11 protein-coding genes are annotated in these 16521 nt (G+C 46.2%); 2 read left to right on the top strand and 9 right to left on the bottom strand.

All coding sequences use genetic code 11. The annotated features are described in order from the left end of the window. Window positions 1-734 precede the first annotated feature (734 nt). Together U4956_RS02260 and U4956_RS02255 are read left to right on the top strand one after the other, a co-directional pair. Window positions 735-1577, top strand: a complete 843-nt coding sequence (locus U4956_RS02260; protein ID WP_323088750.1) for a hypothetical protein — start codon at window positions 735-737, stop codon at window positions 1575-1577. 314 nt (window positions 1578-1891) lie between these two features. Beyond that, complete coding sequence (locus U4956_RS02255) at window positions 1892-2803, top strand: haloacid dehalogenase-like hydrolase (RefSeq protein ID WP_323088748.1); 912 nt, start codon at window positions 1892-1894, stop codon at window positions 2801-2803. Between the two features lie 180 nt (window positions 2804-2983). Here the strand turns inward: U4956_RS02255 and U4956_RS02250 are convergent, their stop codons facing one another. From U4956_RS02250 to U4956_RS02215, 9 genes are all read right to left on the bottom strand, one after another. Next, window positions 2984-3493, bottom strand: a complete 510-nt coding sequence (locus tag U4956_RS02250) for a ferritin (RefSeq protein WP_323088745.1) — start codon at window positions 3491-3493, stop codon at window positions 2984-2986. Between the two features lie 293 nt (window positions 3494-3786). Next, window positions 3787-5019, bottom strand: coding sequence for an RNA-guided endonuclease IscB (gene iscB, locus U4956_RS02245; protein ID WP_323091434.1), 1233 nt, complete (start codon window positions 5017-5019; stop codon window positions 3787-3789). Then, a complete protein-coding gene (locus U4956_RS14380) occupies window positions 4964-5164 on the bottom strand; it encodes an RRXRR domain-containing protein (RefSeq protein WP_416347405.1) in 201 nt (66 codons plus the stop codon). Before U4956_RS14380 ends, iscB begins: the two co-directional genes overlap by 56 nt. A gap of 351 nt (window positions 5165-5515) precedes the next feature. Beyond that, window positions 5516-7462 carry an NAD(+) synthase gene (locus tag U4956_RS02240; RefSeq protein WP_323088742.1) on the bottom strand — a complete coding sequence of 649 codons (1947 nt, stop codon included), beginning with the start codon at window positions 7460-7462 and terminating at the stop codon, window positions 5516-5518. A gap of 265 nt (window positions 7463-7727) precedes the next feature. Further along, window positions 7728-8744, bottom strand: a complete 1017-nt coding sequence (locus U4956_RS02235) for a glycosyltransferase family 2 protein (protein ID WP_323088740.1) — start codon at window positions 8742-8744, stop codon at window positions 7728-7730. A 2-nt stretch (window positions 8745-8746) separates the two neighbouring features. Then, a complete protein-coding gene (locus U4956_RS02230) occupies window positions 8747-9910 on the bottom strand; it encodes an ABC transporter ATP-binding protein (protein ID WP_323088737.1) in 1164 nt (387 codons plus the stop codon). Between the two features lie 381 nt (window positions 9911-10291). Next, window positions 10292-12901 carry a glycosyltransferase family 2 protein gene (locus tag U4956_RS02225; protein WP_323088736.1) on the bottom strand — a complete coding sequence of 870 codons (2610 nt, stop codon included), beginning with the start codon at window positions 12899-12901 and terminating at the stop codon, window positions 10292-10294. Window positions 12902-13040: 139 nt separating this feature from the next. Beyond that, window positions 13041-13820, bottom strand: a complete 780-nt coding sequence (locus U4956_RS02220; RefSeq protein ID WP_323088734.1) for an ABC transporter permease — start codon at window positions 13818-13820, stop codon at window positions 13041-13043. Between the two features lie 541 nt (window positions 13821-14361). After that, a complete protein-coding gene (locus tag U4956_RS02215) occupies window positions 14362-15900 on the bottom strand; it encodes a 4Fe-4S dicluster domain-containing protein (protein WP_323088732.1) in 1539 nt (512 codons plus the stop codon). Window positions 15901-16521 lie beyond the last annotated feature (621 nt).

The raw sequence follows: 16521 nt of genomic DNA, 5'->3' as shown, positions 1-16521 counted from the left end.
GAAATCAGGATTGCACCAAAGAGGGAAAAGAACAGTAAATCAGTGTGGCATTCCATTTGGAACGAATGGAAAACAGAACAATAGATCAACGTTTCTTACTCTCCATAAAGGTCCATGAGAGTCAATAAAGATCAAAAGAGGATATAAAGAATGAAGATTCATAGGGACCATAAAGAACTATAAAGAAAGAGCAAGATGTTCAGGCGAAAAGAGAGGCATCTTATATCTCGCACCACAAATAAGATAATAAAAATATCCGCAGAAAGATGAAATTAGAGATCTGATAAAGATTAAAATCAGAATTAAGAAATAGGATAAAGATTCTTCTTAAAATTTATATTGAATTTATATTGGGATGAAGAAAATCCGCAAAATCTTTACACTTTTTCTTGCACAAACCGCATAAACGCTTTAAATAAGACTGAAATCCAATCGATTTAAAATTAGAAACAGATCAAAACAGATAGAATATTGGCGAAAAATCTGGAAATGTTCTTATATAAGAATGATATATCAAACTGGATCAGATGATATAAATGCTAAAAATTGAGCATTTAAAAAATGTATAAAAATACTGAAAAAACCATGGACAAAACAAAAACATAAGGATAGAATAAAGACGGAATTAAGGAGAAATAAAGAAAAGAACTTCAGATATTAAGAAAGTCTTCATTTCTCCTGGATCAATGATAAGAGAATACAGATGCCTGATCGGGCATCAAGGGGAATAGATTATGAAACGCACAACAGAAAACACAACATTAAAATCCAATAAAGGAACTAAAGCATTCAGACTTGCTGCTCTGGCTGCCAGCTGCTCCGTAGCTGCCATCATCGGAATTGCTGTAATGAAATCCAATGAACCAACAGTTGCCGGTCATGCTTACACCAGCGAAAATAAAGTCGCAGTCGTTGCCTCTGACAAAAAAGTTTTAAAATCTGAAGTCGAAACACCAGAACAGCCAGTTGAAGCTGCAATCGAAGCTGAAGTCAGCCAGGAAGAAACATCAGCTCCAGTTGAAACTGTAGAAGCACCAGTTGAAACGCCAGCTCCAGTTGAAGTTGTAGAAGCACCAGTAGAAACACCGGCTCCAGTTGAAGCTGCACAGACCGAATTTGTACCATTTGACGAAGTTGAACCTGACTATGCACCAGCACCGACAGCAGTTCCTGTTTCTCAGCCAGCCGCTGCCCAGGACAATGTATGGCATATCACCTATGTTCCTGCATGGGGTGCAGGATCTGCTCCAGCTGATGGATCGATCGGGATCTGGGCGGATGGATGGTTCATCGCTCATTCCGGTATGGCAAATGGCGACAAAATTGCTTCCTTACCACAGTACGTTGAAGTCGATGGCCAGGTTTACCAGATGACCGATACCTGGGTTGCCAATGACAGCGTTTCTACCGAAGAAATCGCAAGAGCCCGTGCCAATAACGGAATCGTATTCCAGACTTGCATTACCGATACAACAAACCGCATGGTTCACTACGAACCTGTAAGCGGAGTTGGATACGCTTATAACTTCACCAGCTTCCCATACACTGCAAACGATGCCGTTGTATTTGGATTCTAATCAAGACCAAAATCGGATCGAATCTCAACAGGAATATCAATCACGATCTCAACAAACCAGCCTCTGTTCAAACGATTGGAGGCTTTTTTCTATCGCCAGAAACCGGTGATCCACATCCATAAAAGCCACTTGCAGCGCATTTCCTCGAGAAGTGAACAAACTTTCCCGAATATTCCCTACGGTTTAGAGTATGTTGAAACAGGTAAGAGAACCAGTTTTGGCAGCCATTTAAAGGCCAGAAAAGTCGGGTGAATGAGCTGGAAAAACTGGAATTGTACTGATTTTGAACAGATTTGATCAGGAGAAAACAGAGAATGAAAAGATTATTGAACTGTGACACATCAGACTTAAAGAAAATGAACAAGCAGGAAAGACTCATGGCGATGGAAGCCAGCGAGGGAAGAGTACTGGTTCAGGAGTTGTCCCTGTTCCATGACTCCCAACTGCTTGCTCCACTGAGCGATGCCGAAATGGCGGCGGCGTTTGGCGCTGACTTGCTTTTGCTGAACGCGTTTGACTGCGAACATCCGCATGTAGCTGGAATTGATGCTGAACCTCAAGAAGTGATTCGCACCCTTAAAAACTACACCGGTCGTCTGGTGGGGGTCAATCTGGAGCCGGTTGGACAGTCTGAAATGATCAGTGAACAATTCGAAATGCCAGAAGGACGTAAGGCTATGGTTGCAAATGCACTGAAGGCAAAAGAACTCGGCTTTGATTTTATCCTGCTGACCGGAAATCCAGGAACAGGGGTGGACAATGCGGCCATCATTGACGCCTTAAAAGAAATGCACGAAGCCGTAGGAGAAGATCTGATCTTAATGGCCGGAAAAATGCATGCGGCCGGATCTAAAAAAGAAGCCGGAAACCATATTATTAACAAGGAGCAGATCAAAGCATTCGCGGATGCCGGTGCAGATGTTATTTTACTGCCCGCACCCGGCACAGTTCCAGGTGTAACCTTTGACTTTGTCAAAGAGATGATCGATCTCATTCATGAACAGGGAAAACTGTCTTTAACCGCAATTGGCACTTCGCAGGAAGGCGCTTCATCAGCAACCATTGAACAGATTGCCTTGATGTGCAAAATGACTGGAACCGATCTGCATCATATCGGCGATGCCGGAGTAGGGGGCATGGATCCAGAAAATCTGATGGCCTACAGTATCGCCATCCGAGGCAAGCGGCACACCTATACCCGCATGGCCAGATCGATCAATCGCTGATCGTTCGTTCACCCATTGAAATCTGAAGATTGAACGCATTCCGGGGTTCTCTGTCGAGAATCCCGGTTTTTCTTTGCAGAGAAAAACCGCCCTCATGAAAAGAGAAAAGGGCGGTTTTCTGGATTTGTTTGCTGGGGCAGTCCTTTTGTCTGATGAGACTGAAAAGACAGTCAGTTTGGATTACAGAGTCAGGCTTGGAGCAGTGTAGACGCGGGCTTTGAGTTCGTTGTCTAACAGATACAGGGCTCTGGCGTCATCGCCAAACAGAGTCATCTTATTGAGAAGATCCTGGGCATTTTTTTCTTCTTCACCTTGTTCTTTAACAAACCAGTTCAAAAATTCCATGGTTCTGAAGTCATGGTCGTCAGAAGCCGCCGCATAGATGGCATGGATCAGGGAAGTCACGTATTTCTCGTGTTCGAGCCCGATCTGTAAAGGATCAGTGAGTGTGGTAAATTCACGATCTGGTTTGGCGATGGCGCTCAGTTCAATGCGCACGCTGTTGTTGCGCAGGTACTGTTTCATCAGGTCGGCATGGGCCATTTCTTCCTGGACCTGAACATCGTACCAGTTCGCAAAGCCATCGAGACCTTTGTCACTGTAAAAGTTTGCGAGGTCAAGGTACAGATAAGCGGAATACAGTTCTTTGTTGATCTGGTCAATCAGCAAGTTTGCAACCTTTTCATTCATAAAAATTTCCTCCAGTATCAGTTTCAGATATCAATTTTCTGAGAATTGGGTTTTCGGGTAGTTCTCTAGAAAGCAGAGTAGCAGAAATCGGGCCATCCGCGTAAAAGTCAGATGACCCGATTCTATTTTTGAATTCTTTCTGTCCGATTTCAGGCCGTGGAACGGGATTTAACGGTTCGCAGCAGACACTGCGGTTTGTTTACTGTTTACTCATGGCCTGGGGTATGAATCTTCATGTGGGAATGAATGAAGCAAAAATTCATATGATAGGCAAGGATACCCCATCCAAATTGCTATGCAGTTTGGGTGGGGAGGAATTGCCGTACCTCCGTTTCTTTGATGTATCCATCTGCTCTTTCTAGAAGAGTCAGTTTCCTCATTGATGCAGATTTATGGATCGTTTCTCCAAAAATGGTTTTCAAAACAAAATATCCAGTCGCTCTGCGCCCGGTAATAAAACATTTCTGTCCTTTGTACAGGACTTGATCAAAAAGACAGAAGCCGCCAACCAGATGTGGAGCCTGGTTGTTCTTACGGACATGTCCTTTACTGAAATTGAATTTATGAATCTGCCGGTTATGTCTCCGGATCTTTTTAAGATACAGGCATTTGTCTAACGGTCTGGCATTCAGATTGCCTGCGATGCAATAGGCATCGTTGTAGTGTTCTTTAGTCAGTCCAAGCTCGATCCTTTTGTTCTTTGTCAGATAGCCATAGGTATTGACCACTTCGATCTTGAGATTGGCTTTTTTTAACCGCTCTAACAGCGTGTTGCGCATAATGCCCATGAAGGCGGCATCCCGATAAGACTCACCCCGTTCAGGAAGCTTGAAATCCTTTGGTCCTTTAATTTCTCCAGCCTTGATTTTGGCGTGGTATTCCTTATGACAGGTTTCACACAGCGTAATCAGGTTGGAAGGGGAGTTTCCGCCAGTCTTCCGGCTTTCAATGTGATGAACATTCAGGATTGGATCTTTTGTCTGGCCATGACAGTGCTGGCATTCGTGATTATCGCGACACAGGACGTATTCACGAACATTCCAGAAACCTGCCTGTTCCCCCTGCTGGTATTCAATACCGCTGATGTCAGGATTCTTTAATTTCTGCGTATCAAAGGAGGCTGTTTCCACCACGATCTTTGTTACGGGCAGAATTTTCTGAACTGCCGCAATCCGGTTAAGATGCGTATCGATTTTATGCTCAACAGACGGGGCGAGCCATCCTTTTTGTTTAGACTGAATATCTTTCTGCTTAGATTGAGTATCTTTTTGCCTAGACTGAGCATCTTTTTGCTCAGTCTGAACCTGACTTTGTTTAGACTTGTCTCGGTTTTTAAACCTGGGCGCTCGGTATCTTGTCTTGCGGTTTCTTCTTGCCCGTCGGGCTTCTCTTCTGGTGGAGATCAGCTCAGGAATATCTGTTCTGCACTGGACATCCCAGGCAAGAAGTTCTTTTGTCTCACTTGAAGCACTAAGACCAATATGTTTGGAACCAGCATCCACTCCAAGCGTGACAGTAAGAGGTATATCTTGTTGAGTTGTATAAAAGCTGGATGGTAAAGGGAGTTTCCTTTACCACTTTTGCTTTTCTTTCTTTTAAAAGGCGGCGCACCTTGCCATGCCTTTCGGTTGGCATTAAGGGTTTGCCGTCGATATCTAATACATAAACCATAGTTTTACCTCCAGGGTAATAAATCTTCTTGGGACAAAAAGCATCCTTTGAAGTGTGTAAAGCATCAGCCTTCGCCAATGTTATAAGAGGTTTGTTGACCAGCACACTGCGCCTGACCTCAGCGCTGGTTAATGCAGATTGGCAGAGTCCGGAATTAGGCTGAACGTTCCGGAGTGCCTGTTTAGACCTGTGAAAGGTCGATTCTCAAATAACGTAGTCAGTTAAGACTCAGGCTAGTCAATCAGGCTTGAAACAGATGCATGAAAGCTTCTTATTTCAAGCCCCATCCAAATTGCAAGGCAGTTTGGGTGGGGTCATTGACTAAGTAATGCAATAAATATGGATAGGAATTTATTGTTCTTTAGAGCGTCCTTCCAGTTTTTCAACTTCGGCTAACCACATATTTCGCGAGGCATCACTTGGCATACGCCAGTCACCGCGCGGGGAGAAGTTGACAGATCCGACTTTGACGCCATCTGGCATGCAGTTGCGCTTGAACTGCTGGGAGAAGAAGCGGGTATAGAACGTGCGTAAAGCTTTCAGAAGGGTCTTTGGATCGACAGTCTTGAAGGCATGGCAGGCCAGGTCATAGATTTTGGCCGGACTTTCATGGAAACGCAGCATGTGATAGAGGAAAAAGTCATGCAGATCATAACTGCCCAGGACCTCTTCGGTTTTCTGGGCAATCTTGCCTTCTTGATCTGGCGGCAGCAGTTCGGGCGAAACTGGAGTGGCACAGATATCCATCAATACGTCATATAAAGCAAGGTTGCCTTGGGCTTTGGCATTCAGGGCGTCACTTTCCACGATATAACGCACAAGGGTTTTTGGAACGGAAACATTGACGCCATACATCGACATATGGTCACCGTTGTATGTGCACCAGCCTAAAGCCAGTTCACTCAAATCGCCTGTCCCAATCACTAACGCATTTTCCTTGTTGGCGACGTCCATCAGGATCTGGGTGCGTTCACGCGCCTGCGAGTTTTCATAAGTGATGTCATGAACAGATTCATCCTGGCCGATATCTTTGAAATGCTGGAGAACCGCCTCGCCGATCGGAATTTCTCTGGCGGTAACCCCCAGCAGTTCCATCAGTTTTTGAGCATTGGATTTCGTCCGGCTGGTCGTTCCAAAACCTGGCATGGTGATGGCGATAATGCCTTTTGGATCCAGATGCAGAAGTTCAAACGCTTTGGCGCAGACCAATAAAGCCAGCGTGGAATCCAGTCCGCCGGAAATGCCGATGACTACTTTTGTCGCGTGAATCTTGGAAAGACGCGTAGCCAGACCTCTGGCCTGTATGGCCAGAATGTTCTGGCAGCGTTCGATACGGCTTTTTTCATCCTGTAAAACGAATGGATACGGGTCGATGGGACGGTAGAGTTCAATGGAGTCAACCGGTTTGGAAGCAAAGGGAATGTGCACGTAGCCATCTTCCAGGGATTCAAAGGTCGTCTTGTAATGGAGACGATCATTGCGCAGAATTTCCAGATCGATTTGAGCAAGCAGGTAAGGTTTTGGATTTTGCAGGGAAGATTGGGCAAGAACTTTGCCGTTTTCTGCAATAATATCCTGACCGCCAAAGACCAGATCTGACGAGCTTTCATCCGGCCCGGCGGAAGCATATAAGTAGGCACAGAAGTTGCGGGCGGACTGTTCGCGAACAATGTTCTTACGGTACTCATCTTTGGAAATGACTTCATTGGAAGCGGACAGGTTACAAAGCACATTGGCGCCCGCACAGGCATGGTGGGAGCTGACCGGGATCGAAACCCACAGATCTTCGCAGATTTCAGCACCAATCACGGCCCCAGTGGTGTAGTCTTCAAACAGAATTTTGTCGGTAACTGGAACAGCTTTATTCATGAAATGCACCTGAGAATGTTCAGGCAGATACAAAGAAGAAGCAAACCAGCGCTGTTCATAGTATTCGTTGTAGTTAGGAAGGTAAGTCTTGGCATAGAAACCTTTGACTTCATTGTGAGTAATAAAAGCAGCCGTATTGTACAGATGGTTGCCAACCTGTAAAGGCAGGCCGACCAGAACGGACAGACAATCTGGCAGATTGCGGGTCAGATATTCCAGAGCCTGCAAAGTCTGGTGCTGCAGTAAAGACTCATAAAACAGATCCTGGCAGGTATAGCCCGTCAGGGAAAGTTCCGGGGTGACAACCAGTCTTGTGGTTTCGGGAAGTTCTTGACAAAGATCGAGAATGGCTCTGGCATTGGCCATTGGATTTGCGATCTGTACCGGTGGTGTCATGGCGCACACTTCATAATAAGAATAGCGATTCATAGATTTTCCTTTCAATGTTCAAAAAAGGAGGTCGCTGCTTTAAAACATGCAAAGCAGCGATCAGATCTCTTCTTATTCTAACCGAGATTGACAGGTCGTGGTGAATGGGGCTGATTTTAGTAAGCAGAAGGTGGCAAACCATAAAAAACGCCCGGCCAAAGGGTCGGACGTGAAGGTCTGCTGCGGGATTTTTTCGAAGGGGTGCTTTGAAGAAAGTTATGCTTTCAAGTGTGTTTCAATCGTTCTTTCGAAAGAGACTCGAAAATCAGGAGTGATCTGTCTTTCCAAAGAGCAGATAGGAGTACATCAAAATCCATTCTTTATAGGTCAGCAAAGAAGGCAGATGCATGGCCCGAAGTTTTCTGGCTTTCTTCCAGCTTTTCTCATTGATCACCTGCAGGTAAGTTTCAAAGAAGGCAATCTTCACTTCATCCTGCTGGCTCCAGCCTTTGTAACCAGTCAGTTTGAGGGCTTTTAGGGCATCAAGTTTATCTTGGAAAGGCGCGCTGACTGTGCGGTAAGGCGGACGGACAACCTTGCTGATTTTGGCTTGCAGGATCGCCAGTTTTGAAGTTTCTTTGGCCTGCGGCAATCCGGTTGTATTTTCAGAGTGAATCCGGTATTCCATCAATGGCTGGTCCAGATAATACAGACCGCCATCCATCGCCCCTAAAAGAGCCAGTGCCCAGTCATGGGGAAGCGGTAGATCGAGTTCGAGATACTTTTGGATGATGTCTTTGCGCACCAGCATTGTGCATCCCTGGCCGATGTTATGATCCAGAATATCCTCAAGTTTTACCTGGTTCATCCCGGCAGGGTGGGCAAGGGGAAAGCCGATCAGATTCTGATTGGACCATCCTTTGCGCGCAACGATCGAAAAAGGCTTGCCGTTCTGGTCCATGAACGTAAAGGACGAGACAATGACACTGGCTTGCGGATACTTTGCGGCGGCGTCAGCGAGAACCTGAAGCTTGTCGGGATTCCAGCGGTCATCCTGATCACAGAGCAGAATGTAGTCGCCTTTGGCGTTTTCAAGCAGAGTGCGGAAATTGGCGGTAAAGCCAAGATTGCCTGCTGGTTTTGTCAGTCTGATGATAGGAAGATGGGGATGTTTTTGGATCCACTGGTCAACTATGGAAATCGTGTGATCGGTCGATCCATCATCGCGCAGGACGAGCTCATCAAAGGGGCGACTCTGGGCAGCTAAAGAGTCCAGCTGTTCAAGCAGATACGTCTGGCCGTTATATAAGGCCAGGACAATGCTCAAAGATGGAGTCGGCATACTTAGTCCTGATCAAGTTCCGGATTGACTGGATTGGCATCGGCTTTAATCCGGATGGTCTTGTGGTCAATCTGGCGTTTGGTCTTGCCATCGCGCAGGATGACTTCAATGCGGTGGGTACCCTCTGTTAACAGGGAGGCATCAACGGTTGTCGTCAGACCGGTAGTGGCTTCATCGATAAAGCCGGCGTAGTCTTCCTGGTAAGCTTTGAATACATCCGGACGCGGCACACGGGTAACGTTTTCGATTGGCTTTTCGTCAAAGAGCACTTCAACCTGACCATCCAGGGAGTTGGAAACGGACCAGCCGTTGATGGTTAATGGCTGGTTAAGCGCAACGGACTGGAAGGGCACGGGAGAGTCAATGAAGACAGCCCCGCGGGGCAGGTGTTCAGAACTTTCCGCTGCCTGTTTGGCTTCTTCTTTGTTATCGATGGCTGACTGTTCGAGGTATTTGGAGATGACATAGGTTGGATCACCATCCAGTCGAAGCTTGCCTTTGTAAATCCATACCGCTCTGGAGCAGAGGACTTTGACAACACCCAGCGAGTGACTGACGATGACGATCGTCTTATCAGAGTCTCGCAGTTCTTCCAGCTTGTCGAAGCACTTGTTCTGGAAATGCTGGTCACCAACCGCAAGAATTTCATCGATCAGCAGAATTTCCGCATCGACGTTGATCGCAACGGAGAAAGCCAGACGCATGTACATACCCGAAGAGTAGGTGCGCACGGGTTCATCAATAAATGCTCCCAGCTCGGAGAAGGCGATGATGTCATCAATTCGTTTGTCGATTTCATCGTGGCTTAAACCGAAAATCGCAGCGTTGAAGTAAATGTTTTCACGACCGGTAAAGTCAGGATGGAAGCCGGCTCCCAGTTCGAGAAGACTGGTCAGCTTGCCGTTGGTTTCCACGGTTCCAGAGTTTGGGTAGAGGATTTTGGTCATGATTTTGAGCAGGGTTGATTTACCGGAACCATTGGTTCCAATCAGGGCAACTGTCTCTCCCTTTTTAATATCAAGGGAGATATCATCCAGGACCACGTTTTCAATCACCTCCCCGCGCCGGCGGGTCAGCATTTCTTTGAGGGTTTTCTGTTTATCTTTATAGGTCCGGAATTTTTTGGTCATGTTCCGGATTTCAATGGCATTGTTTTGATCGATCATAGATCCACCTCATCCTTCCTTATCTTGTATTGAATATCTAGATCTTGTATTGAATATCTAGTTTAGTCTTTTCCGATTTGATTTCTATTTGAAGGTTTCCTGTGGGCAAACCAAACTTTTATCAGGGAACCAGCGATTTATCTTTTGAGTCAGGCGATGCAAAAGACCAGTCAAAGAACCTGTAATATGGCGCTTTCTTTGAGCCTGATCAATCCGCTCTCTTATTGTAAGCAATCCGATGCATGAATCCAAACACAGACTTGCAGGAATTAAATCACAGAGATGAGAATCGGTTTGCATTTTATCTTGTGGATAAAGAGAAAGCGCCTGCTTGAACAGGCGCTTAAAGTTTGTATTCCAGAAGACTACTCTCTGGAAAGCCTATTTGTTTTCCGGACGGTTTGGACGAACGGTTCCGGCTGTGTAGTAGTCTTCCCCTAAGAAATCAGGGTTGATATATGGATTGACTTCATCATCCTTGCGTAACTGGTAGGTGATGCTGGTCAGATCGTAGTTTGGATTGTAATACGGATCTTCGGTGCGTAATTCATCCGGCCATAAAGAATACATGCGGCGCACTTCATTTTCGAAACGCTTTTTCTTTTCCGGACTGTCTTCATAGCCGCGCGTTTTGGATTCGTAGTGGTACATCAGCGCAAATGGGTTTTGAACGATTTCATAGCCATGGGAGCGAATGCGTAAGCAGAAGTCGATATCGTTGTAGGCAACGGCAAGGTCTTCATTGAAGCCGCCGACTTCGTCAAAGACATGACGGGGCACCATCATGCAGGCTGCCGTAACGGCGCTGACATTGAACAGTGTGCGCATGCGGTAATTGTCGCAGCCTTCTGGCTGGCCGATCATTCCATGACCGGCAACTCCGGAGTGACCGATGATTACACCATTATGCTGAACCGTGCCATCTTCGAAGTACAGCTTGGCCCCAACAGCACCAACATTTGGAAGCATCGCCTGGCCAAGCAGTTCATCGAGCAGGTATTCATCGACAATCTCGGTATCGTTGTTTAAGAATAACAGGTAGTCACCCTTGGCTTCTTTGACACCGAAATTGTTGATGGCCGAGTAGTTGAATGGATGCTGCCAGGTGATGACACGCAGGTTTGGATACTTCGCCTGCAGGTCTTTGTAGCCTTCAAAGGTCTTGGCTTCTGTCGAGTTATTTTCGACAACAATCACTTCAAAGTTGCGGTATTTGGACAGTTCCATGAGTGGCTCAACCGCAATCCGCAGATCATCAATGTGGTCCTTGCTTGGAATGATGATCGAAACCAGTGGATTGCCCGGAGTCGGATAGCGCAGGTGGTACTGGCCGGGGGTAGAGTTTCTCATCAGACCAACATCCAGACCATTGCGTCTTGCCCACGCACGCAAAGCACGCTCGCCAGCGGTATACGCCCATTTTTTGGAATCTGCAGCAAGGGCAGTGGATCCTTCACACATACGCCAGTGGTAAAGCACTCTTGGAATGTGTTTGATGTTGGCCGGGTCGCAGACATCCATCAGGCGCAAAACCAGGTCATAGTCCTGGGCACCATCATATTTGGACTGCAGGCTGCCGCCGACTTTATCCCAGACATCTTTACGGATGGCCAGGAAGTGGCAGATGTAGTTGGTTGAACGAAGCAGGGCCGGGGAGAAGTCAGGCTTGAAGTTTGGCCCAACATAACGGCCGCTTTCGTCTTCATATTTATCTTCGTCCGTGTAGACAAAGTCATAATCTTTTTCATTGACCGCTTTGACAACCTCAAACAGGCAATCCGGTTCAAGAAAGTCATCGTGGTCATATAAGGCAATCATGTCACCCGTTGCTAAATCGGCAGCGGCGTTCATGTTGCCGGAAATTCCGAGGTTTTTGTCCAGACGGCACCAGGAGATTTTTGGATCTGGATGGGCTTTGAGCCACTCTTCGACCTTATTGTTGTCTTTGGAAGAACCATCGGCAATGCAAAGCTGCCAGTTGGTGTACGTCTGATTGCGAACGGAATCGATCATTTTTTCCAGCAGATCGATTGGAGTGTTGTAGGCCGCAACGATCAGCGAGATCTTTGGATTCTTTTCAAACTGGACGTGCCGCTGTCTTTCCAGCTCTTCTTTGGATGTGCGGTGTTTGAGGAAGTATTCGTTGTACAGATCGTTGAAGTCCGCATTTTTACCAGACAGCTTGAAGACCATCCGGGAAAGTTTTGGGGATTTGGCCATATTGGCGGTATGCGCAGCGACTTTCGAAAGGAAAGGGCCGACCCCATTGGTGCGCAGATAGTTCATGCCGCGGCTGATTTTGCCATCGAGCAGGCCGCCAAATGACTGGGAAAGGGCACTGGTCTTTTTAAGCGGGATCGTCCACTCCTGTTTGCCATTGGTAATGCGCAAAGAAAGTGGTTTGACGATTGTATGAGAATCTCGGATGGAAATCGCAAAGCCCACTACGCGTTCTTTCAAGGCGAAGTAGGAGCGCACAACGTCCAGACGGGAAGTGTAGTCCGTTTTGACACGGAAGACTTTTCCATTGCCGTCGACGATTGAAACATTCAGCTGATCGCGATCATTAAATCCGATCAGCCAGCCGCCGATCGAAATGATGTCGTTGATATCATAATAGAAGTCAATATGGCAGATCAGACCAGTGTCGTTGGTCAGGGCAGCGAGGTCTTCTTTGGAAAATGTTTTCGGGGTCCGTCCGTGGAAGGCCAGGGAGAGACTTTCCAGGCTGCTTTCTGGAAGTTCAGTTCTTAAGATAAAGCCGGTGTACTTTTGATTGGGGTACTGTCTGGCTAATGCGCTATTTCGAGGGGACGAGAGATGACGTACTCGATAGTCAACAGGCTGGCCATTGATGAGCAGGTCAAACTCATTGCCGTCATAGTCCGCCCCATCAACCGCAATACCGCGGATGACCACGATATCGGTGCCATCCTTGCGTTTGAGCACATCGAGCTTCTCAATTGTAAAAGAGTAAATTTCATTGCTCATGGATTGCATTCTCCTAATATATTATGGAAAGACAGACGCTAACGGCTGTCTTGAAAAAGGCATAGAAATTCCAATGCCCATACAGGCATTGGAATGTCGTGATTTGCAACTCTTGTTTTTTGTTTTCAACGCTCTGAGACTAAAGCTCTTCCGCAAAGCCTTTTTGAAGCTTGTTGAATGCCCAGGTACCAAACATGGTCAGTACAATTCCTAAAACCAGAACTACGCTCATCGATTTCCAGCCGGGTGCCATGCCATCCATCAGGATTGCACGATACGCATAAACAAGCATAGTCATCGGATTGTAGCGCACCAGCTGATAGAGAATGCTGGTGGAAGGGAAAATACTGAGGGCATAAACGATCGGGGTTCCGTAGAAAAGCAGGTTCAAAAAGAACTGAACCAGGTTTTCAACGTCCTGGACATATACATTGATGGCAGACAGAATCAGACCGATGCCATAAATCAGAATGGCTTCAATCAAAGCGATTACCGGGAACCATAAAACGTTCCAGGTCAGCTGAATGCCAAAGACGATGCAGAAAATTAACATGATCGGCAGGGCAATAAAAAAGTTGACCAGCCCGGAAAGAACTTGTGAGAGTACAAGGATCTTTCTTGGAAAATAGACTTTCTTGACCACGCCCGCATTTCCTTTGATGCACCCAGTCGTTCCGACCACACTTCCCATGAAAAAGTTCCACGGGAACATACCAGTAATCAGATACACCAGAAAGTTAGGCATGCCGCCGCGCATCAGATACGGGAAGACGAGATAGTAAACAAATACTTGAAGCAGAGGGTTGATGAATGTCCATAACATCCCTAAAAACGAGCCTTTGTAACGCCCACGGATGTCCTTTTTGACATTGGTTTTCAAGAGTTCGCGATATTCATAGAATTCGCGAAGGGTTTGCATTTCATTCCTCCTTCGTTTGAAACAAACAGGTCTTGCTTTGCAGGCCTGACCTGTCATCAGACATTATAAACGAAATTACAGGCAATATCCAAATTGGCCAAAATTAAACCATAACTAAAGTAAATATGGGGCGACAGGCGAAATGGTCAGTTTGAAGTGGCACAAAAACGGACAAATGAAAAGCCTTTTCTCCTCCTGTAAATGGAGGCAAATATGTGATCTGATCAAAGGAAAACCAAAATGAGGCAGGCAGGCAGGAAAACGGAAAAGAAATGAAAAGGAAAGAGGAAGGGGCCAGTCTGCCTGATGGGTTTCAAAAAATTTTCTTTGGTTTGTTCAGGATGGCTTAAATTGGATTCCAGTTTTTTTCATTCTTCTGACTTTTCGCCTTTCTGTCCTTCTGATTGTTTTTGATTCTTTCTTTGTCTGCGATACTTTCTCTATTTGCTTTGCCACAAAAAAAGCCTTCCGAAGAAGGCTTGGATTCGACTGGATGAACAGGCCAATAAGGTTTCTGTTCCATGTCAGTTAAAGAGCTGGATTAGTCTTCAGCTGGCGCATCGTACATATGGCTGATGTCATGAACCATGTCGGAGTATTTGGACTCGTCTGCAAGTTTCATTTCATCTTCGTTGGCGTATTTTTTTACCTGGGCAGCAGCCTTGGAAATTGGAGCAAGGGTGCCGGCACCGGCTACGCAGCCGCCTGGGCAGGCCATACCTTCAAGCAGGTAACCATTCAGACGACCTGCTTTGGCCATCATTAACATGGTGCGGCAGTTTTTCAGACCTTCAGCAGCCTGAACCTTGACGGTTGTGCCAGGATTGTTCTTTTCGATCAGGGTCTTCACAGCCTTGGCAACACCACCGGAAACCGCAAACTCCCTGCCGGCAGCTGTTCCGGTATGGAATGTTTCTTCCGCAACGACCTGAGGCAGATCGATATTTTTTGCGTGGAACATGCCCATGACTTCTTCGAAAGTCAAGACAAAGTCAACGTCCGAACGGATGGAACGACGGCTGGCTTCGAGTTTCTTGGCTGCGCATGGTCCAATGAAGCAGACTTTTGCATCTGGATTTTTCTTCTTGATCAGGCGGGCAGTCAGAACCATTGGTGTTAACGCCATGGAGATGTAGTCTTTGAACTGCGGGAATTCTTTTTTCGCCATCACAGACCAGGCAGGGCAGCAGGAAGTTGCCATGAATGGCTGTTTTTCAGGCACTTTGTCCATGAAGTCTTCTGCTTCTTCGATGGTGCATAAGTCAGCACCGATCGCAACTTCGACTACATCCGCAAAGCCGAGTTCTTTTAAGGCAGCGATGACTTTTTCTGGAGTGACACCATTGCCAAACTGACCGATGAATGCTGGGGCAACGGCCGCAATGACATCATGTCCGGAACGCATAGCATGAATAGTCTGGAAAATCTGACCTTTGTCAACGATGGCACCAAATGGGCAGTTCACAAGGCACTGACCGCAGGATACGCATTTGTCATAGTTGATGACAGCTTTCCCTTCTTCATCGCTTCCAATTGCGTTCATGCCGCAGGAGGCAGCACATGGGCGTTCGATTTTAACAATTGCATGATAAGGGCAGGCTTCCATGCATTTACCACATTTAATGCACAGATCCTGGTCGATTTCTGAATGACCATCAACGATGGAAACGGCTTTTTTCGGGCACACTTCTACGCACTGGTGGGAAAGGCATCCCTGGCAGGCATTGGTGACCATGACTTTCTTTTCCGGGCAGGCGTTGCACGCAAAAGAAATGATGTTAACAAGGGGCTGATCGTAGAATTTTTCCGCAATAATGCTGGCTTCTACACCATCGGAAACAGCGCCCGCCTGAGTGAAATCACGAACAGGCAGCCCCATTCCAAGACGAAGACGTTCACCAACGATGGCACGTTCCAGGAAAACGGAGTCGCGATATTTCGCCTGTTTTCCCTGGATAATTTCATAAGGAATTGCTTCCATTTTTTGTTTATAGTCGATATCGTCGCTGTAAGCCATATCTGCAATGGCTGCAAAGACTTTGCGGCGGATATCCGTTACTGAGTTGTAGACTCCTCTCATATTTTTGATCCTTTCTTTCTGATCCTTCCAAAATCAGAGTTCTTCTATACTGGCCGTATCAGTATACATAAGTCCGGGGATTTGAACACCCGTATTGTCAAAAGATTCACAAATCACCTTAGAACTCGCTTGTATTTATTCTAATGGAAGAGGTTTCACTTCGAAAAGAGCAATTTAGAACTTTAAAAGCATTTCAATGGACAAAAGCCGGTTTTTGAAAGTGAAGGTAGAAGTTCGAAAGAGGATAGCCATATTTTGGCCAGAAAAAGAAAAGGACAACGCCGATGGCGCGGATGGACTGAGAAAAGCATTACACCCCATAAAGGGAAACAGGCGCCGGATAATGGAAAAAGAAAATCGTGCAGCTTTGCACCATGGCCAACAAAGAGGACAAAATGGATCCGCTGTCTTCGAAAACCAGAAATGGAGCCTGTCTGCTTAAAATCAATCGTGATTTTTAAATATGTGAACCAATAAAAAACGGTTTCCAAAACGACAGAAGAAAAAGGACCAAAAATAGATTGATTGTACATTAATTTAGAAGTTGAATTGTTGTCAATGACCCACCCAAACTGCATAGCAGTTTGGGTGGGGTATCCTTGCCTATCATATGAAAAAACT

It is taken from the genome of Allobaculum sp. JKK-2023 (genome assembly GCF_034745455.1).
Taxonomy (GTDB): domain Bacteria; phylum Bacillota_I; class Bacilli_A; order Erysipelotrichales; family Erysipelotrichaceae; genus Allobaculum.
This window is presented reverse-complemented; position numbering and strand designations above follow the sequence as displayed.